12 protein-coding genes and 1 tRNA gene are annotated in these 19,826 nt (G+C 53.1%); 6 read left to right on the top strand and 7 right to left on the bottom strand.

The features are described from left to right. The first annotated feature begins 229 nt into the window (after positions 1-229). The 3 genes from tnpB (at position 230) to AC1Z24_RS30410 (ending at position 2,447) form a co-directional block, all read left to right on the top strand. Positions 230-544: an IS66 family insertion sequence element accessory protein TnpB gene (gene tnpB, locus AC1Z24_RS30420; protein WP_483741807.1), complete on the top strand. Its 315-nt coding sequence runs from the start codon at positions 230-232 to the stop codon at positions 542-544. A 62-nt stretch (positions 545-606) separates the two neighbouring features. Then, positions 607-2,118, top strand: coding sequence for an IS66 family transposase (tnpC, locus tag AC1Z24_RS30415; protein ID WP_483746644.1), 1,512 nt, complete (start codon positions 607-609; stop codon positions 2,116-2,118). A 68-nt stretch (positions 2,119-2,186) separates the two neighbouring features. Beyond that, positions 2,187-2,447 (top strand): DUF6429 family protein, encoded by a 261-nt coding sequence (locus AC1Z24_RS30410; RefSeq protein ID WP_159908505.1) that lies wholly within the window; start codon positions 2,187-2,189, stop codon positions 2,445-2,447. Positions 2,448-2,891: 444 nt separating this feature from the next. Here the strand turns inward: AC1Z24_RS30410 and AC1Z24_RS30405 are convergent, their stop codons facing one another. The 5 genes from AC1Z24_RS30405 to AC1Z24_RS30385 form a co-directional block, all read right to left on the bottom strand. Continuing rightward, positions 2,892-3,944 carry a DNA cytosine methyltransferase gene (locus tag AC1Z24_RS30405; protein WP_483743920.1) on the bottom strand — a complete coding sequence of 351 codons (1,053 nt, stop codon included), beginning with the start codon at positions 3,942-3,944 and terminating at the stop codon, positions 2,892-2,894. Positions 3,945-3,995: 51 nt separating this feature from the next. Then, a complete protein-coding gene (locus tag AC1Z24_RS30400) occupies positions 3,996-5,861 on the bottom strand; it encodes an ATP-dependent nuclease (protein WP_483743919.1) in 1,866 nt (621 codons plus the stop codon). A 62-nt stretch (positions 5,862-5,923) separates the two neighbouring features. Continuing rightward, the gene (locus tag AC1Z24_RS30395; RefSeq protein ID WP_483743918.1) at positions 5,924-9,601 is read right to left on the bottom strand and encodes an ORC-CDC6 family AAA ATPase; all 3,678 of its coding nucleotides are present in this window, start codon (positions 9,599-9,601) and stop codon (positions 5,924-5,926) included. After that, a complete protein-coding gene (locus AC1Z24_RS30390) occupies positions 9,594-10,562 on the bottom strand; it encodes a hypothetical protein (protein ID WP_483743917.1) in 969 nt (322 codons plus the stop codon). The genes AC1Z24_RS30395 and AC1Z24_RS30390 overlap by 8 nt, the downstream gene beginning before the upstream one ends. 1,093 nt (positions 10,563-11,655) lie before the next feature. Next, positions 11,656-11,732: transfer RNA gene (locus AC1Z24_RS30385), tRNA-Arg, on the bottom strand. Between the two features lie 417 nt (positions 11,733-12,149). On the opposite strand from AC1Z24_RS30385, the gene gabD reads away from it, so the two are divergent. From gabD to AC1Z24_RS30370, 3 genes are all read left to right on the top strand, one after another. Beyond that, a complete protein-coding gene (gabD, locus tag AC1Z24_RS30380; protein WP_483743916.1) occupies positions 12,150-13,592 on the top strand; it encodes an NADP-dependent succinate-semialdehyde dehydrogenase in 1,443 nt (480 codons plus the stop codon). A 181-nt stretch (positions 13,593-13,773) separates the two neighbouring features. Then, a complete protein-coding gene (gene gabT / locus AC1Z24_RS30375; protein WP_483743915.1) occupies positions 13,774-15,054 on the top strand; it encodes a 4-aminobutyrate--2-oxoglutarate transaminase in 1,281 nt (426 codons plus the stop codon). A gap of 148 nt (positions 15,055-15,202) precedes the next feature. Beyond that, the gene (locus tag AC1Z24_RS30370; protein ID WP_483743914.1) at positions 15,203-16,585 is read left to right on the top strand and encodes an HDOD domain-containing protein; all 1,383 of its coding nucleotides are present in this window, start codon (positions 15,203-15,205) and stop codon (positions 16,583-16,585) included. Positions 16,586-17,354: 769 nt separating this feature from the next. Here the strand turns inward: AC1Z24_RS30370 and AC1Z24_RS30365 are convergent. Continuing rightward, on the bottom strand, positions 17,355-18,335 hold the full coding sequence (locus tag AC1Z24_RS30365) for a GGDEF domain-containing protein (protein WP_483746749.1): 981 nt from the start codon (positions 18,333-18,335) through the stop codon (positions 17,355-17,357). A 145-nt stretch (positions 18,336-18,480) separates the two neighbouring features. Next, positions 18,481-19,665 (bottom strand): delta-9 fatty acid desaturase DesA, encoded by a 1,185-nt coding sequence (desA, locus tag AC1Z24_RS30360; RefSeq protein WP_259111440.1) that lies wholly within the window; start codon positions 19,663-19,665, stop codon positions 18,481-18,483. Positions 19,666-19,826: the final 161 nt, after the last annotated feature.

Below are 19,826 nucleotides of genomic sequence, written 5' to 3'. Positions count from 1 at the left end.
ACGGTAACTAACCCAGTGGCAACCAGCGTACTTATAAATATCAAATGTCACAGAGGATCGAGTGAGTATCTAAACCAATTTCGGAGTGTCACTAGGATTACCCATACTTGGTTCGCGGGTCAATGCCGGCATATCTATCACGAGCGTAAGCGCTCCATTAACCCCACATTCAAAGCCGCCCTCTGATCCCTGATGCTGTGCTCCAGATTCTCTCTGGAGCCAGCCCGCCATGATGCGACCCGACGCCAAAGTCGAAAAAGTCTATCTCTACCCCAAGCCCGTGGACTTCCGAAAATCCATCGACGGCCTCGCCGCGTTGGTCGAACTGGATATCAAAGTGGCGGTGTTCGATCCGGTGCTTTTCGTCTTTCTCAACAAATCCCGTAATCGGGTGAAGATTTTGTACTGGGAGCGCAACGGCTTCTGCCTTTGGCTCAAGCGCCTCGAATCCGAGCGATTCAAAACATCGCCCGATGCCACGGAAGAGGCGATTATCCTGACCGTCCAGGAACTCAACTGGTTACTGGACGGTTTCGACCTCTAGCGCAATCGTCCTCATCAGGTTTTGACGCCTCGATACGTGGCCTGATTCGGTATAATCCGGGCATGATTTCCGTGCCCGAAAACCTCCCCGACGATCCTGAATTGCTCAAGCAGCTGCTTGCGAAGATGCAGTCCAGAGTCGGTTTCCTCGAAGAAGAAAATGCGCTGCTGCGTCAGCGCCTGTTCGGACGCAAGTCCGAGCAAACGGCTGATCCGACAACGCCGCAGTTGGCCCTGTTCAATGAGGCGGAAAGCGTCGTCGAGCCCATTGATGAAGCCGCTGAAGAAGAGGTTGTTGCGCCAACCCAGCGGCGCGGCAAGCGCAAGCCGCTGCCCGCTGATCTCCCTCGCATCGAAGTCATCCATGAACTGCCCGAACACGAACTGACCTGTGCCTGTGGTTGCCGCAAACATGCCATCGGCGAAGAGGTCAGCGAACAGCTTGAAATCGTGCCGATGCAGATCCACGTGATCAAACATGTTCGCAAGGTCTACGGTTGCCGCGACTGTGAAAGCGCACCGGTCACCGCCGACAAACCGGCTCAGTTGATCGAGAAGAGCATGGCCAGCCCCAGTGTGCTGGCGATGCTGCTGACCACCAAATACGTGGATGGCTTGCCGCTTCATCGATTTGAAAAAGTGTTAGGTCGCCACGGCATCGATATCCCGCGCCAGACATTGGCTCGCTGGGTTATCCAGTGCGGCGAACACTTGCAGCCACTGCTGAATTTAATGCGCGACCGGTTACTGGAAAGCCGTGTCATCCACTGCGATGAAACCCGCGTGCAGGTGTTGAAAGAGCCTGACCGCGAGCCAAGTCGTCAGTCCTGGATGTGGGTGCAAACCGGCGGCCCGCCAGATAAGCCGGTGATCCTGTTCGACTACTCCACCAGCCGCGCGCAGGAGGTGCCGACACGCCTGCTCGATGGCTATCGCGGCTATGTCATGACCGATGATTATGCCGGTTACAACGCGCTAGGCGCTCAGGTCGGAGTAGAGCGTTTAGGCTGCTGGGCACATGCGCGGCGCAAATTCATCGATGCTCAAAAAGTACAGCCCAAAGGCAAGACGGGGCGCGCCGATATCGCGCTGAACCTGATCAACAAGCTTTACGGTATCGAACGCGACTTCAAGACCAGCGGCGATGCGGAACGCAAAGTTGGCCGGCACGAACACAGCCTGCCGGTGCTGGCTCAGTTGAAAAGCTGGATCGAAAAGACGCAGCCTCAGGTCACCGCTCAGAACGCGCTGGGAAAAGCCATCACCTACCTGGCCAATAACTGGAGCAAACTTGAGCGGTATGTCGAGGAGGGCTACTTGCCGATCGACAACAACTCAGCCGAACGAGCCATCAGGCCCTTCGTGATCGGAAGGAAGAACTGGTTGTTCAGTGACACGCCCAAAGGCGCGACGGCCAGTGCTCAACTGTACAGCTTGGTCGAGACTGCCAAAGCCAACGGCCAAGAGCCCTATGCGTGGCTGCGCCACGCACTTGAATGTCTGCCGATGGCTTCGTCGGTTGAGGATTACGAAGCCTTGCTGCCATGGAACTGTTCGCCGGTATCGCGTAGTTAAATACGCTATCCATCTTGATGACTGACAGGGCTTACGGGAAGTTAAAAAGTACGAGTGGAGCAACGATCATGAAATACGACGAAACCTTGATTGAAGAAGCCGTTCTTGCCCTGTTGGTAACCTTCAGTGCGGATAATGGCAATACTTGGAAAGGGTACGATTTCGAGATCACGAACCGATTGCATGAGCATGGATTCATCCGTGATCCGGTAAACAAGAGCAAATCCATCTGGTTGACGCCGGAAGGGATGGAACGAGGCCGACAAATAGCCGATCGGCTATTTGAGGCGAGAACTCAAGCGGAGCATGTCTCCAACTCGGGTACCTGATTCCATATCCTAGGGCATGCGGTAGGTGGGGTTTATGGAGCGCATACTCACGAGCAGTGTGCAAAGGAGAGTTTATTTGGAATGCGTCGGTTACGTGCAATAACCAGTCATCGTAGTGACGGTGGTCTCTAGCTGGTTCATCGGTTCGCAAAAAGCCTGCCTACGCATTATCGCTTTTTGTGATTCATCACAAGCAACGCGTTATGGTTGATCTGGGGATTTCACACTGATGTCTTTGCGCTGATCACCCTTGATTGTATACTTTTGGGGATGAGCGCCTGAGGCTTTAAAAACTTTGCTGGTCACCGTCAGTCCTCACACTGCTCGTTTTCCTTCCCTTTCGAGTTCTTCCTGAGCCCTGAAGGTTCATGAGAAAAAGGCAAACCTGCAAGACAGACGCATAACATATAAGAGAACCAACCAAGTAGTATTATATGGTCAGAGCTAAAATTGATGAGAATTCATAATCCCATCTCGTAAACTAGAAGCATGTGCGGCAATGAAAGGTGGGGGTAGCGCATTTCCTATCATTAAAGCGATTGACTCTTTTCCATGCGAAATATCAAATCGATAGTCAATCGGAAACCCTTGGAGAACTGCTGCCTCACGTAAAGTGATTGTGCGGTTCAGAGACGGATGTAAAAACCTACCTTTAGATGGGTTGAAGCAACCACTTGTGATAGTTGGTGAGACCTCGTCCCAAGACATACGACCGTACACATCAAAAAAGCCATTAACCTTTTTATGGCATTCTAATTGGAACTCGATAGGCAGATCTTTGCGGCTTCCTCCATTTTTTGGAATCCTCTTGATGATATCCATCACCTTTTCTGATCGGCGCTCTGGCATGGTATGCAGCAGATCTTTAGTACTCGACCTCGCACCAATTCCGGATATGGCTTGCCGAACCGTCACACGTTGCGAATTTTTCTCGGCAATAGCTGGCTGATGCACTCGTGACGCGAGAAGAATCAGCCGTTTGCGGCGCTGTGGAACGCTATAGTCGGCGGCGTCCAGAACCTGAACAACGTAGGAATAGCCAAGCTCTGCAATCGAATTGCAGAGATCGTTAAAGCGAGAGTCTGCAGCAAGCGCTGGGACGTTCTCCATCATGATGCTTTTTGGAAGCATTTCTTTAACGAAGCGCAGGAAATCGCTCACCAGATCATTGCGAGCGTCGAAGACAGAAGCTCCTTTATTTTTGGTTCGTAATCGAGAAAATCCTTGGCATGGCGGGCATCCAGCTAATAGATCGAGCTGCCCTTTTTGAAGACCTGTAGCTGACATGACCTCGGAGGCGTCAAGCTTGCGTATATCCTCGGAGAACAGCCTTACCTCTGGGTGATTCAGTGAGTACGTTGCTTGAGCTTTACGGTCTATTTCCACCGCTCCAAGCACATGAAAGCCCGCTTGATGCAAGCCAACGCTCAAACCTCCGCAACCGCTGAATAGGTCAAGCGCAGTGAGTTTCCGATTTTTAGTGGTAGCTAGCGTCATAAATTCACAATATTACGTGGATCAAAGTCATGGTAAGGACGGCTGAGAGGCCTATGCAGCGGTGTCTAGCCAACGTCTCAAGGTGGTTCGTATCGCCGTCAGGTCAGCATTATCATCCGACAGCTGCCCTAATAGATACCTTGCAACGCCAATTGAACCCTCAGGTGTCTGATTAACGCCAATTTTCTTGCGAAGTACCCGTTTGAACTCGACTGAGGTGCTGAGCCCTAGTCGTTCATCATCATTCAGTATTATCGCGTCAGGGCATTTTTGGGGCAAGAACGCCAAACGCTCACGGATCCAGCGCAGATAATCTAGATATTTTTGTATTTTATCAGCTGCCTTTCCTGCCACATCGTTCCCTCCATTGAACGCAAAATTCGGTTTGGAACCCACTTCCTCTTTTACTATTTCCTCTAGTTGCGCATAGTCATTCGGTGAGAGGGCGTCGGGATCCGTAAAAGTCGCAACTTTTTGCTGATCACCATCGAGTAAAACGTAACAGTCAGTTTCTGCTGTCATATGCGTAGGAATCTGATTTGCGAGAATTCCTGGAGCACCTCCGGGTGCCACAACAATTTCGAGAGCACCTCGTTCTCCAGCATCGAATCCCTCTACGGCACGCTCTACTGTCGCCTTAGCTAAGAGGTCTTCTACATATATGCGCTTTTTATTCGGCGCGGGCTTTCCTAAGCGATTGAGCGCCACAAAAGGGGAGCACTCATTTAATATGCGAGACTTACCCTCTCCATTGTCCTCGAAAACCTTAATAGCAGTATTAGACAATCCTTGAAGGAACTCTATTGAGTGTGTCGAAATTACTACCTGTAGGTGCTTTTTCTTTATCTGTGTTAAAAGAAAGAGTAACAATTCACGTTGAGCCCCAGGATGGAGAGAGGTCTCAGGCTCATCGAGCAAAACCAAAGCATAATTCGGTGCCTTATTTATGCTTACCACCAAACTTACTATCGCCACTTCTCCGCTGCCTGCAAATGCCTCGGAGTATTTGAACCCTCGATCAAATATGACGCTCACATCCCCGCCTTTCTGCTCTGGATACAGCGAATGCTTGATGTATTGAGCAGAAATGTATGTGCGGCCGAGAATCTGTGAAACATGTTTCAGCTCTTCTTGTGAAAGTTGGCGATTTTCAAACACACGCTCCGGCCCACCACCGAGCAACCAGCTTGAAGCTTGACGATCCACAACGCTTTTCAGCCTTTTTGCTCCGGTTCGCATCTCCGCGTGCTTAGCTGCAAGCTGTTCACTATCTTTACCAAAGTTAAACGTTCTATCGAAGGCGCCAATAACAACCTTCATATTTTTGTAAATCACGGTGCGCTCAACAGCGTTCCATCGGTCTTTGTCTTTTCGAGCATATGGCTCTTTAGGAATTGCCTGCATACTGTCACCCTTGGTTGCTTTGGTAGGCTCCCAATACTCATAGTCACGTTGTCGGCTATATACCCTTGCTTTACGTGTTTCTACCGATCCATTGAAGGACGTATTCCAATGCCCATATACATATCTAGGGGGATCTTTAACAATAGCCTTAATAGGGTCGAGTGCAGTTGCGAACCAAAACTTTGCAGTGCTTTCCCCCTCTGGCATACCGTGCAGAGCATGTAATATTGAACTTTTGCCAATGCCGTTAGCACCCACTAGTGCTGTAAAAGGGAAAGAGAAATCGATTCTAGCGTTGCGCTCTAGTCCTTTGAAGTTTGGGAATCTTGCATGTGTTATATAGTTGAGTAGAGGGACTCCAGGAGAAAATTTTTTAAGTTCGGTGACAATTTTTTTTATGGATTCTTCCGTCATTGGAGGCTTGCTCTCGAATCTGTATGTTTTTAATTGCTGATAGCTTTGATTATCAGCATTTCTCGTATTCATTGGCGAGACTTTTTCTAATCTTCTCACCAATCCCCCTAAATTGAGTAGGAATACAGTCGCCCAATTTAAGAGGATTTTTTAATGCTTAGTCAATACACCGTAATGTCGTATACACGAGCTTCTCCCACTCCATCAGAAAAACGCGCTTCATCGAATTTTGTGGGACTCAAATACCACGCCTGTGCAACTTTTCGGCGAGCGCTAAGGATAGCTGCTGCAACAGCTTGAATTTTCGATCCTGTTAGGCCTATTTCTATGTTTGCCCCAGCTGTGCCGTATATATCAAGATAGCGGGAATCTAGATACTCCATCATCGCTTTAAGATCGTAGCCTGGAACTCTTGTTACTTTAGAGTTCTGGAAGTTCTGGCACACGAACTCAGCCGCATAGTTGGCAACTCTTGCTCGAGGTTCCTCCCCCATTGGAGCTATAACCTCGACGTAATCAAATTCACGCTGATCGAGAAGGGAGGAGAGGCGTTCATGTTTGGCGGAAGCAAATGCTAAAAGAGCTCTACTTCTGGATAAGTCAACATCCTCGTCTAATAGTTTCATATCTTTATACGGGCCTTCTTCACCTTTTAGTACCTGGCCGAGGCTTTCCAGTAATGCAATTGGATCTTTAGCTTTCTCCGCAGTGAAAATACTTTCTAGGTCGGTCTGTAGCGGATAATGCTGCTGAGCGGACATATGGCAAACTAATACTCTTCCCTTTTCCTGAAGTTCTCGCCTTATCGCGGAAAAGATTAATGGCTTTGATAGCCCAGAAATGTCGATCAGTGCTAGTCCAGGGAACCGTGGTAGAGCTAGCATAGCTGTTCGGTATTCAACTTCGGAAACCTCTAATCCGGCAGTCTGCCAAGCGTTTTTTATCGCGACCGCGTGGCCTATATGGTCGTATCGAATCGTGTATACTAGTCCGCTTTTAACATTTGCCGCTAATAACTCATTTGATGCGAGGGTACGGGCTTCGAAGCCCAGTCCTACCAAAGTCCCGCCTATATTCATCCCCGAAATTACAGATACATCGATCTCTGCTACATTCACATTTATTGGTTTGGCCGCAGAACCGCCTGCTGGCGGCGTAAATAGTTCACTCTGACCGAGTTCGACTCCCTCCTGAAAAAGACTCGCTTGATAATTCGGCTCTGTTGAGATTGACTCTACAGCAGGTTGGATAGAAAGAGGCAATGTAGTTGCTCTGTCTAGCCCACTTTCTACTTCATTCTTAATTTGATTACGCAATAGAATGTCTTTGTCAGGATTTTCGAGCCAATCCCCAAGATCTTCTCCAGACAGCTCAAAACGGTCTCTATCAGCAAGCCCAATAAAAGCAGCCAAGCCATAGATTTTTCTATAGCTAAGCTTAAATTGCTGCATCGGGTTTGAATCTTTCGTTTTCGAACGAGGGGCGCCGCCAGCATACACGAATACGCCAGCGTCTATCAGTTCCCTAAGTTGATCTATTTGCTGTCTCAGGCTTTCTTGATTATCCGTGGTAACTCGTACATATAGCGATGAGTATTGACGCAACCTCGGCGGCGCCTGGTTGTTCTTAACTGCTTCTCTGTAAGATCGAGTCAATAGATCATGCGCTGCTTGCGCAAATGCCAAAGCATGATTTTTATAGTAACCGCCACGTCTATTGAGGTCGTACAGACGCCGCGAGCTTATGGCTTGGAAGCAATCTGCTTGTAAGGCCTCCGATATAGGGAGGGTCATTCGTGTTCTATTAGTTGATGCTCGTTTGATAATTTCTTCATAGAGTTTAATGACGTCCCCTATATCTCCAACACATACGCTAGTTAAACAAGAAAGGCCTCGATATGCTTGTTTTTTCTCTTTTGAAGTGGAGCTTGACGACGCAATCTCTTTCGCGACCTGTTCGAGTGGGACGTCACCTAATAAGTCCCTAGGACTATATTTTGGATGTGATATATGGAAGTTTGCCCGCTGCTGCAAAATTTTCTCGACAAAATCTTCTCCGCGGCCTTTGCCGCTAGAGTTGATTGTGTCGTAAACGTCTGCACCAAGATCAAATACAGCTAAGTCTCGATCTACTCTGATAGGGTGAATTCGACCTGGAGAGCGAAGGCCTAGCTCAATCGTTTGCCATTCTGAAGTAAATTTAAAAGCGCACGCTGGACTTTGAAACAATAGTGCAGACAATATCTCGTCAATGCGTTCTAGCTCAAGATAACGTGTTGATACGTCGTCTAGTAAGAAAAACACAGAAGAGTTGGCTGTTACTGTAGTGCAGCTCTTGAATTGCTCTGCCAAGTGTTGGAAAACATCTGCTGGCGACTGTTTAACCAGAAACTCGGTGCTTCCCCTTGATGTCATTACCGCAATGCGTTCAAGCCGTTGTTCTAAGTCATCAACTGAAGATGCCTCTTTCAGTGATTCAGCGCCCTCTAGAAAATCGGACACTGCGGATGATAGCTTGCTATGAGCATTGGGCAGGACGATTTGTGCATCTAAGTCACGCAAGTGCATTAATGCCCTTGCCGCTTGGAGTGAGTAGTATACAAAAAGTCTTGTCAGTCGATGCTCTAGTTTGGCTGTAGACTGTCTTAGATCCAATAGACGCTGAGCAGATACAAATAGCCCAACAAATCCGTCCTCCTTGATTCTGTCTATGGCTTTAACTGTGTCTTCACTCTTCCCAACAGATGCGCGAGCATGAATATCTAGTGCCCTGAGGAGCATTGTTTTACCGCAACCACGCATTCCTGTTATTATCTGAGGCCCCGGCTTGGTTACCTCTGATAACCATCGCCCTTCTGGATCTACCAACAATTGCGGTACATCCCACGATACGAGAGTTTGCGCATTATAGTGATCTCCGAATCCTTTCAGTTTGAAAGGTGCGCTCCATGGCTTCCATGGCTGGGCTGCGCGAGAAAAAGCGTCTTCTATCTGGCTTATAAGATCATTCGGATTAGGTTGGCGTAAATTTTGAGCATCGGACAGTATGCTGTGGATAATTCCTTGAAGCGCTAACGCAGTACGATAATCACGATCTTCTAGTTCCGCAGGGTTAATCAGTAGTTTATCTAATAGCCCGTCGACATGCTCTGCAATAAAGAGCAAGTCACCCTGACGACCATTACCACTTTTGCTCGCGTCGGATATACTTCCAAGGTCTATCGCTTTCACTCTGATCGAGTCGTCTATTGCATTTTGCCTACGTGCTGTAGGAGCTAGCTCTTCAACAATTAAATTTTCTGCGTGAAGATCGTTATGGTTTAGCTCGTTAGTCTCGAATTCTGCCCTGATTCTTAGAAGGTCTATCGCAATCTGACATATTGTTGCAGCAGTCGGTATTTTGGCTCCATCCAAGTAATCTCGAAGCAGGTCCCCATTCACAAAATCTAATACTGTTACGTGACATAGTAGTTTAGTACCGTCGGCAAAAACTATTTCGTCATCAAATCGATCATCAATCCCGACTACGTGTTCGGCAGCTTGAGAGAGACGTGCATGAAGCTGCGTCTCCTCCTCAAAAGATGTTTTGTTGAAGAAAGTATAAAAATCTACCGGCGCGATTTTTAGTACAAATTTACGTTTGAATGGCCCCCTCTCTGCGACAAATGCTGCGCCGTAGAACCCTCTTCCAAGGTCGCGAGTTACCACGTAATCACGGATCTGCGATGGACGAGAACTCAGAGGAAAACCATATGAGCGGTTACAATGCTTGCATAGGTCTTCTAACTTTTTTTCTGAGTAATCTTTCTCAGGGCAAAAGAAACAACAGTATTTACTCATCCAGCGCTACTCCCTCACCGCTGATGCCAAAAGGCATCGATGATGTTTGGCAAATCCCTAATCGCAGCTCTTGGATTATGGCTTGCGTATGTTGTTGGTCAGCAACGCGCATTGTTGCCAACGGTTGTCCTTTTTTAACCCACTCGCCGGGTCTTTTTATCAAAATAATACCAGCAGGATCTGGAAATGGATTTTCTTTATTCTCTACGAGTGCTTGGGAGGCAGTTAGAGCTTTCCTAATTCGCTCTAATGATATGGTGAAAAAACCATCCTCTTCAGCCGTAATCTCTTGGATATGTAAGGACCGCGTCTCTGCTATTTTTGTTTTGAATGATTTAATCGATCCACCTTGGGCTTTGATATTATCGAAGAAGCATTCTTCGAGTTCAGAGCATTCGGTATTCGCTATTTTTTCGTGTAGGTAGGACGGCGCTGTAGACATAGCTAACAATTTACATTGTTCAATATGTTCGGATAGCCAAGTCGAATCTGAACCTTGAAATACTTCTGATAACGCCAACAATGCTTCGCTTCGTCCTATATAAGGTTGGTAGGGGAATCTTGCATCAGTCAATACAGGAAAAGCTTTAATGTTACATAGCTTAGCAGCGTTAATATAAAGATGGGCATTCTCTTTCGCCGTAGTCCATGACGACCCAAAATTTCCGTGAGGTGCAACCCTGACGTCTAAGCCTGCTCGTGAAACTCCAACTGCAATTTTTTTTGAAATCAGGCTTGCGGCGACCAATGTCGGAACTTGTAGCGCTCCATGGAGTTTTCTTAGCGAAAATAACCTAGCATCAAGTGGAGCATACCTTCCGGCATCCAAAAAGTGAGCATAGCCATTTTTGTCCATTACATCGTGCAGTTCTTCGGTCGTGAGTTCAGTTTTATAACCACTGATTTGTGCTAAGCAGTCGACACCTCCCGCTGGGCGCCCTGGCACCGCTAATTTCGGCACTAGAAGACCTGCTGCTCGTAAGTACAGGGGGCATAGAAGGGTACTGAGGGATGATGGGCCGCCGGTTGAGGCGACGTCAGCGGCCTGTTGGGAGCGGGAGCAGAACGTTAATCCCGAACTGGATAGAGTTTTTGCTAGTTGTGCTGCGACCTCAACGTTCGAAAAAGCATCGTGTTTGATTTCCAGCAGAAATCGTGTGATCTCATCGTCGGTGGACCTAATGTTTATCATCAGCGCCCTACATCCATGTTCAGTTTCGGTGATCGTAACGAAAGACACGGGATTAGATATTCTGCGAAGCCGCGTCTACGGATATCCGGATACTGCCGCTTTGCAGGGGCGACGACAATGCCTAGATTTTAGTAAAGGGCAAAAAAGATGTCTTTTTGCCTTCATTGATGAAGTGGGTGGATGTCCCGAGCCCGAGTTTGTGCCCATTCCGTCCGTTTGAAGGCTGTAAACAGTGTTGACAAGTCTTCCTAGCCGGTTGTTTGTCGATGATCCTGCTGGTACTCGTCGCAGTGACGACCTTTTGCACATCGCGAAACCGGGTTTAATAGGCGATTTGAGCAAGGCGGCCAACTGCGCGCAATTTGTCAGAGGCATTTGATCGAACGTCCGCCACTGGCTGATTCTGTTGAAAAAGCCGGCTTGGGTTATCAGGGCGGAAAAGCTCGTGCCTGAAATTGAAATCTTTGCTTTCGGCAAGAGGTTAAGGGCTTAGATTTGACGTGGCAACGCGCAAAAATAGCTTTTAACCGATCAATGTATAGGCAGCCAGGCTGGGGCGATTTTCTTAACAGAATCGGCCGATTCCTGCTATTCAACAATATTCGAAAGCAATCAGCTGTGTCCTGCTGTACTCAGCCGACCCCTGCCAATTCTGAATGACAGGTTGTGCGCTGGCTCGGTCATCGTCCTCCGACGAATTTAACCTTTGCACAGGGCCTTACTAACATCCAAGCAGCACTCCCAGGCACAGCCAACTCGACCATTCCCATCAGAAACCCACCAGCCTAAAACAACAAAACCCGCACAAGGCGGGTTTCGTTTGACGCTTCAAGACAGTCCAGGACAGCTCAAAACAAGTAGATGGTGCACCAGACGGGATTCGAACCCATGACCCCTGCCTTCGGAGGGCAGTACTCTATCCAGCTGAGCTACTGGTGCAATGCGGGCGCCATGATACCCATGTCGGCCCGAGGCGTCCATGGCGGTTTTTATCCTGGCTTCAGGCTGGGCTAGTGGCCGCTGATGGCACCGTTGGGCGGTAAACGGGGTTGTGGCCTTTCGTGATGGCTTTTGCCGGGCTTACCTTGAGTGGCAGTTTTTTTGAACGTTGCCCACCCACGCCGATCAGAAAAAACTACTGATCTGGTAAAATCCGTTCTTTTTTTCGAACAGGCTATTGTCCTTTACCCCATCAGTCCCTAGGATTCGTTTGAGATTTCAAACGCTCTTGTCTGGTCTTTGCACATCTATATGCGGGCCTGGCGGATGTTTTCCTTGGTGGCAGCCTCGCCCGAGGCGCCTGCGAACCCACAATAAAACGCTGCGCCCATGCGCGGTGATGTTCAGGAGGCCGACATGCAGCTCAAAGATTCCCAGTTGTTCCGCCAACAAGCCTATATCGATGGCAAGTGGCTGGACGCGGACGGCGGTCAGACCATCAAGGTCAATAACCCGGCCACCAACGAGATTCTCGGCACTGTGCCGAAGATGGGTGCGGCCGAGACGCGTCGCGCTATTGAAGCGGCTGACAAGGCGCTGCCGGCCTGGCGTGCACTGACCGCCAAGGAACGTGGCAGCAAGCTGCGTCGCTGGTTTGAGCTGATGATCGAAAACCAGGACGACCTCGGTCGCCTGATGACCCTGGAGCAGGGCAAGCCGCTGGCCGAGGCCAAGGGCGAGATCGCTTACGCGGCTTCCTTTATTGAGTGGTTCTCTGAAGAAGCCAAGCGCATCTATGGCGACGTGATTCCTGGCCATCAGCCGGACAAGCGCCTGATCGTGCTCAAGCAGCCCATCGGTGTGACCGCCGCCATCACGCCGTGGAACTTCCCGGCTGCGATGATCACCCGTAAAGCCGGCCCGGCTCTGGCCGCCGGTTGCACCATGGTGCTCAAGCCTGCTTCGCAAACCCCGTACTCGGCACTAGCCCTGGCTGAACTGGCCGAGCGCGCAGGTATCCCGGCTGGCGTGTTCAGCGTGGTGACCGGCAGCGCTGGCGATATTGGCAGCGAGCTGACCAGCAACCCGATCGTGCGCAAGCTGTCCTTCACCGGCTCGACCGAAATCGGTCGCCAGTTGATGGCCGAATGCGCCAAGGACATCAAGAAGGTCTCCCTGGAGCTGGGCGGTAACGCGCCGTTCATCGTGTTCGACGACGCCGACCTGGATAAGGCCGTCGAAGGCGCGATCATCTCCAAGTACCGCAACAACGGCCAGACCTGCGTCTGCGCCAACCGTATCTACGTGCAGGACGCGGTCTACGATGCGTTCGCCGAGAAGCTGCAGGCCGCAGTGGCCAAGCTCAAGGTCGGCAACGGCATGACCGAAGGCACCACCACTGGCCCGCTGATCGACGAAAAAGCCGTGGCCAAGGTCAAGGAACACATCGCTGACGCCCTGAGCAAAGGCGCGAAAGTGCTGAGTGGCGGTAACGCGCTGGAAGGCAACTTCTTCGAGCCGACTATTCTGGTCAATGTGTCGAAAGACGCAGCCGTGGCCAAGGAAGAGACTTTCGGCCCACTGGCGCCGCTGTTCCGCTTCAAGGACGAGGCCGAAGTGATTGCGATGGCCAACGACACCGAGTTCGGCCTGGCGTCGTACTTCTACGCTCAGAACATGAGCCGCGTGTTCCGCGTGGCCGAAGCGCTGGAGTACGGCATGGTGGGTATCAACACCGGCCTGATCTCCAACGAAGTGGCGCCGTTCGGTGGCATCAAGGCCTCGGGCCTGGGCCGCGAAGGTTCCAAGTACGGCATCGAAGATTATCTGGAAATCAAATACCTCTGCCTGTCGGTCTGACCCGCAGAGGTGTTGCAGCCGCCGGGGCGCGAGAGCGACGTTTCGGCGGCTTTTAGTAGCACCCAAAAACCTTTTTGGTGGCCGGGACGTCCCGACAGTCGATCATCGCATGCTGTCGCGGGCAGACCCCGTCACTCGATCCTTGAGCTACGCCGACCGATGAGCGGCGAATGAGGAATACATGAGCAAAACCAACGCATCCCTGATGAAACGTCGCGAAGCCGCTGTACCCCGCGGTGTTGGCCAGATTCACCCGATCTTCGCCGAATCGGCAAAGAACGCGACGGTCACTGACGTCGAAGGCCGCGAGTTCATCGACTTCGCCGGGGGCATTGCGGTCCTCAACACCGGTCACCTGCACCCGAAAATCGTTGCCGCGGTGCAAGAGCAACTAACCAAGCTGACCCACACCTGCTTCCAGGTACTGGCCTACGAGCCGTACGTTGAGCTGTGCGAGAAAATCAACGCCAAGGTGCCGGGTGATTTCGCCAAGAAAACCTTGCTGGTCACCACCGGTTCCGAAGCGGTCGAGAACGCCGTCAAGATCGCCCGCGCTGCCACTGGCCGTGCTGGCGTTATCGCGTTCACCGGCGCTTACCATGGCCGCACCATGATGACCCTGGGCCTGACCGGTAAAGTCGTGCCTTACTCGGCTGGCATGGGCCTGATGCCAGGCGGCATCTTTCGCGCGCTGTACCCGAACGAGCTGCATGGCGTCAGCGTTGACGACTCCATCGCCAGCATCGAGCGCATCTTCAAGAACGATGCCGAGCCTAAGGACATCGCCGCGATCATCATCGAGCCGGTGCAGGGCGAGGGCGGTTTCTACGTCGCACCGAAGGCCTTCATGGCGCGTCTGCGTGCCCTGTGCGACCAGCACGGCATCCTGCTGATCGCTGACGAAGTACAGACCGGCGCTGGCCGTACTGGCACCTTCTTCGCCATGGAACAGATGGGCGTGACTGCTGACCTGACCACTTTCGCCAAATCCATCGCGGGCGGCTTCCCGCTGGCCGGTGTCTGCGGCAAGGCCGAGTACATGGACGCCATCGCCCCAGGTGGCCTGGGCGGCACCTACGCCGGTAGCCCGATTGCTTGCGCGGCTGCTCTTGCCGTGATGGAAGTGTTTGAAGAAGAGCACCTGCTGGACCGCTGCAAGGCTGTCGGCGAGCGTCTGGTCACCGGTCTGAAAGCGATTCAGGCCAAGTACCCGGTGATTGGCGAAGTGCGTGCCCTGGGCGCGATGATTGCCCTGGAATGCTTCGAAGGCGGCGACACCCACAAGCCTAACGCCGCTGCGGTGGCTCAGGTAGTGGCCAAGGCGCGTGACAAAGGCCTGATCCTGCTGTCCTGCGGCACTTACGGTAACGTGCTGCGCGTGCTGGTGCCGTTGACTTCGCCTGACGAACAACTGGACAAAGGCCTGGCCATCATCGAAGAATGCTTCGCTGAGCTGGCGTAAGGCCGCTATGGTCAGAAATTGACCATTTGCATGAAAAAAACCCGCCATGGCGGGTTTTTTTCGTTTTGAGATGAGCATTTGTCTTTTTATGTCTGTATCCAGAGCGGAGCATTGGCTAAGGTGCATGCAGTGAAGTCGGAGACTCCTGATGACTGTTGTAGACGTGCCCGCCATACCACGAGTTTTGATCGCAGAAGCTGATCCGTGGATTCGCGAAACACTCAGCGATCTGGTGCTGGGGGTTTGTGCCGAGGCCGAGCTCGAGGTCTGCACCGATGGCCGTCAGGCCGTGGAGTGGCTGAAGAAACAATTGCCGGACCTGATCATCGCCGCTAGAGAGCTGCCGATCATCGATGGCTTGAGCTTGCTGCGTGGTGTTCGTCAGTTGCGCCGCTCGCCGCCACTCGCCTTTATTTTGTTAAGCAGCCGCAATGACAGCGCCAGCGTGCGCGAGGTCTTGCCGCTGGCACCTACGGCCTACCTGACCAAGCCGCTGAACCTTGAGGGCCTGCGTCAACGTCTGGAAACCCTGCTGCGTGGTCGTGCTACCCATGCGCCGGGGGAAATTCCGCCCTTGTCCCCCGGCCTGACCCTGACCAAGTTCCTCGACAAGCGCCGCGAAACCGCCGACAACGCGCCGTTGTTCGTCGACGTGCCGTTGGCACTCAAGCGCAGTCAGCGGCCCAATGGCATTGATGTCCACTTGCTCGAGCAAGAGCTGCGCAGCGATCCGCATATCACCGCTGTGCTGATCGCGGCCGCCAATACCGCTGCACAGCATGTCGGCAAACCAATCCAGACCCTGGGCCCGGCACTGGCGATGCTTGGAGGGGTACAGAGCGCGCACATTATTTCGGGGCTGGCGAACAAGCGGGTCGCGGCCTTGAGCGACGATGCGCTGATCTTCCATGCCAATCAGTTCTGGGGGCTGTCCCAGCGCACCGCGGAATACGCCAGCGTGCTGGCGCGCATGCTTGAGCTGGATCAGGATCGCTGCTATTGCGCGGGCTTGTTGCAGAGTCTCGGCGACCTGGCGGTGGTGGCTTGCTTGCAGGAATGGTTGTTGGTGGGCGGCGTGCTGACCGAGGAAGTCATCGCCCAGTCTCTGGAACAGTACTCGGCAGCCTTCGGCTCGGCCTTGCGCACCCGCTGGCGACTGCCGCTGGAACTGCGCGAGCTGGTCGCGGCGGTGTATCAGTACAACACCGGGATCTTCACCCGTGAGGTGCTGGCCATGAACCTGGCCGGGCAAATGGCTTGCCTGGGTGAAAACGAAACCGTGGCGGCGCTGCTCAAGTCCAAGTCGGCCAAGCTGTTGAAGCTGGGTGTTGCCGACCTTGAACGCCTGCGCAAGAAGCTCACCGGCAGCGCCGGGCCGAGCCTGATCACCCCGCCTGCGCCGTCAGTGCCGGTTGAAGCGGGCGTGGCGGATACCGAACTGGATCTCCTCGATCAGATGGACGACGAACTGCCACCGCCGGGTGAGGACAGTTTGCTGATTGATAAGCCGTCTTCGGCGGCGGAGTCTTGAGCAGGCCGGTTCAGATTATTTGAATTGGAATGAGATTGTGTGGGAGCGAGGCTTGCCCGCGAATGCTTTTTTCCAGCCGGAGAGGATGCGGCGATTGCAGCGGCCTCTTCGCGGGCAAGCCACGCTCCCACGGGATTTGTATTGTGCTGCGTTTATTTGAATTGGAATGAGATGTTGTGGGAACGAGGCTTGCCCGCGAATGCGGTTTTTCAGCCGTGGAGGATGCGGCGGCTGCAGCGGCCTCTTCGCGGGCAAGCCACGCTCCCACGGGATTTGTATTGTGCTGCGTTTATTTGAATTGGAATGAGATGTTGCGGGAACGAGGCTTGCCCGCGAATGCGGTTTTTCAGCTGTAGAGGATGCGGCAGATGCAGCGACCTCTTCGCGGGCAAGCCACGCTCCCACGGGATTTGTATTGTGCTGCGTTTATTTGAATTGGAATGAGATGTTGTGGGAACGAGGCTTGCCCGCGAATGCGGTTTTTCAGCCGTGGAGGATGCGGCGGCTGCAGCGGCCTCTTCGCGGGCAAGCCACGCTCCCACGGGATTTGTATTGTGCTGCGTTTATTTGAATTGAAATGAGATGTTGTGGGAGCGAGGCTTGCCCGCGAATGCGGTTTTTCAGCCTTGGAGGATGCGGCGGTTGCACCGGCCTCTTCGCGGGCAAGCCACGCTCCCACGAGTTTTGTGTTTGGGCCGTGAGTATTTGAGTTGGAATGAGATGTTGTGAGCCAGCAAGCTGGCTCCGACATTACCCTTCGGTCACTCGATCAAACCAATACAATCTGATTCTTGCCCTGGCGCTTGGCCTGGTACATCCCGGCATCGGCTCGGGCGTAGAGGGTTTCCAGATTGGTGTCGGCGCTGCCCAGGTTGGTCAGGCCCTGGCTGGCGGTGATGCTGAAGCTGACGTCCTGATGCTGGAAGCTCAGGCGCTGGATTTCCCGCTGCAGCCGTTCAGCAATCTGCATGGCCATTTCCGGAGCGCAGCCGGGGAAGACTGCAGCGAATTCTTCACCGCCAATCCGACCAAACAGATCACCCCGACGCAGCGTCGAGCGGGCGCTTTCGGCCAGGCGTTGCAGCACCACGTCACCTTCCTGGTGGCCGTAGGTGTCGTTGATCAGCTTGAAATCATCGATATCCAGCAACAGAAATGACAGCGGCGTGCCATTCAAACGGGCCTGCTCGAACTCGCGCTGGGCGCATTCGAAGAAGTGGCGGCGGTTGCTGCTTTGGGTCAGCACATCGGTGGTGGCCAAGCGTTGCAGCTCGTCTTCGAGCTGTTTCTTCTCGGTGATGTCTTCCGCTATACCGACCACGATCAGCCGGTGCCCGGCCTCGGCCTGGTGGCTGACAAAGCACTTGTCGCTGAGCCAACGCACTTCGCCGTCGGCACGGATGATCCGGTACTCACGGTCTTCGACAGCGCCTTTCTCGATGACGTCGTTGAGGCTGCGTTCGGCGTAGTTCAGGTCGTCGGGGTAGATGCTGTCACGCCATTCGCTGTAGTCGGCCAACAACAGGCCGGCGGAGCGACCGAAGATGCGTTCATAGGCGGGGCTGACGTAGACCATCTTGCGGGTTTCCCAGTCGAACGCCCATAGCACGGCGTTGACGCTGACCAGCAGCGAGCTGAACAGCTGTTCGCGTTCACTCAAACGGGCGACTTCGGCCTGGGCGTGCATCAGCGCAATCAGCGTTTCGGCGGCGCCAGGGGTGTCGATCAATGGGGTCGTGGGAAGCGTCATAAGATTGTTCACGGCTCTGCGCTCCTGGGAAGTGCGGCGCACAGCCACAGCAAGACCCACTGGAGTGTGGGTCATATTCTGATCGGTTGCAGGGGGTGAAGTTCCAGCGGGCGCGCCCGCGAACGGGGCGCGCCGATCAACGGCATCAGGCGGTAGCGGGGCGCAGCGAGTAGGTTTTGAGCTGGTCGGCGAACTCGCGCAGGGACTGGATACCACTGGCCTCGGCTTCGTGGACCCATTCCTTGATTGCCGCGAGCATGTCGTGGCCGTTGCTGCTGGTCTTGACCCAGATCTGTTGCAGGGCAAGGCGTTTTTCGTAGATCACCTTCAGGGCCTGGCTGTGCTCGAGCATGCCCTGAATGCGCTGATGGTGGCCGTCATCCAGCAGGCTGGTCTCACGGGACAGCAGGCGCTTGGCACGGTGGAACTGGTGGCGTACCGAGGCATCGGCCTTGGCCAGCTCCTGACCCACCAGCGGCGCGATGACCAGCTTGCGGTACTGGGCCATGATCTGGAAACGGTTGTTGAGGATCGCCATGGCGGTGTCCATGTCCAGATGGCCCTTGCCGGCAACCCGGTGGGCAATCGGTGCGACGCGGGCGACCTTGGCCAGACGCAGCGCGCTGAGCACCTTGATCCAGGCCCAGCCCATGTCGAACTCCCAGGCCTTGACCGAGAGCTTGGCCGAATTGGGGTAGGTGTGGTGATTGTTGTGCAGTTCTTCGCCGCCAACCACGATGCCCCAGGGGATCAGGTTGGTTGCCGCGTCGCGGCATTCGAAGTTGCGATAGCCGACGGCATGCCCCAAGCCATTGATGACCCCGGCGGCCCAGAACGGAATCCACATCATCTGCACGGCCCACACGGTCATGCCCAGGGCACCGAACAGCAGCAGGTCGATCACGGCCATGAAGGCTATGCCCAGCAATGGGTAAGGCGTGTACAGCTTGCGCTCGATCCAGTCATCCGGGCAGTTTTTGCCATAAATACGCAGTGTCTCGGGATTTTCTGCTTCTGCGCGGTACAGTTCTGCACCTTTGCGCAGTACCGTGGACAGCCCTTTGATAACCGGGCTGTGCGGGTCATCAACGGTTTCGCATTTGGCGTGGTGCTTGCGGTGGATCGCGGTCCACTCGCGGGTGTTCTGGCCGGTGGTCAGCCACAGCCAGAAACGGAAAAAGTGCTTGAGGCCCGCGTTGAGTTCCAGGGCGCGGTGGGCCGAATAGCGATGCAGGTAAATCGTGACGCTGATGATGGTGACGTGAGTCATCACCAGAGTGATTGCCACTAACTGCCAGACGGAAAGGTCGAGCAAACCGTTGTACCACATAGGCTGTGTTGCCCTCGAAGATGACGCGGGATGAAGGATTTTTTATGAAAAAATCTGCAACGCATTATCTCTGAGTCAACGGATAAAACCAGTCGCGTATTTAGATAAGAGTCGCAGGATGTTTCTTACTCTATAATCCCGCAATTTCGTAAGGTTTTTCG

This window comes from Pseudomonas sp. JL23 (assembly GCF_056933585.1).
Note: the sequence above shows the minus strand (reverse complement) of the source record. Positions and strands in the feature narration are given on the sequence as shown.

Coding starts and splice junctions, on each gene's coding strand:
- tnpB (WP_483741807.1), top strand. CDS start 230: ATGATGCGACCCGACGCCAAAGTCGAAAAAGTCTATCTCTACCCCAAG.
- tnpC (WP_483746644.1), top strand. CDS start 607: ATGATTTCCGTGCCCGAAAACCTCCCCGACGATCCTGAATTGCTCAAG.
- AC1Z24_RS30410 (WP_159908505.1), top strand. CDS start 2,187: ATGAAATACGACGAAACCTTGATTGAAGAAGCCGTTCTTGCCCTGTTG.
- AC1Z24_RS30405 (WP_483743920.1), bottom strand. CDS start 3,944: ATGACGCTAGCTACCACTAAAAATCGGAAACTCACTGCGCTTGACCTA.
- AC1Z24_RS30395 (WP_483743918.1), bottom strand. CDS start 9,601: ATGAGTAAATACTGTTGTTTCTTTTGCCCTGAGAAAGATTACTCAGAA.
- gabD (WP_483743916.1), top strand. CDS start 12,150: ATGCAGCTCAAAGATTCCCAGTTGTTCCGCCAACAAGCCTATATCGAT.
- gabT (WP_483743915.1), top strand. CDS start 13,774: ATGAGCAAAACCAACGCATCCCTGATGAAACGTCGCGAAGCCGCTGTA.
- AC1Z24_RS30370 (WP_483743914.1), top strand. CDS start 15,203: ATGACTGTTGTAGACGTGCCCGCCATACCACGAGTTTTGATCGCAGAA.
- AC1Z24_RS30365 (WP_483746749.1), bottom strand. CDS start 18,335: ATGACGCTTCCCACGACCCCATTGATCGACACCCCTGGCGCCGCCGAA.
- desA (WP_259111440.1), bottom strand. CDS start 19,665: ATGTGGTACAACGGTTTGCTCGACCTTTCCGTCTGGCAGTTAGTGGCA.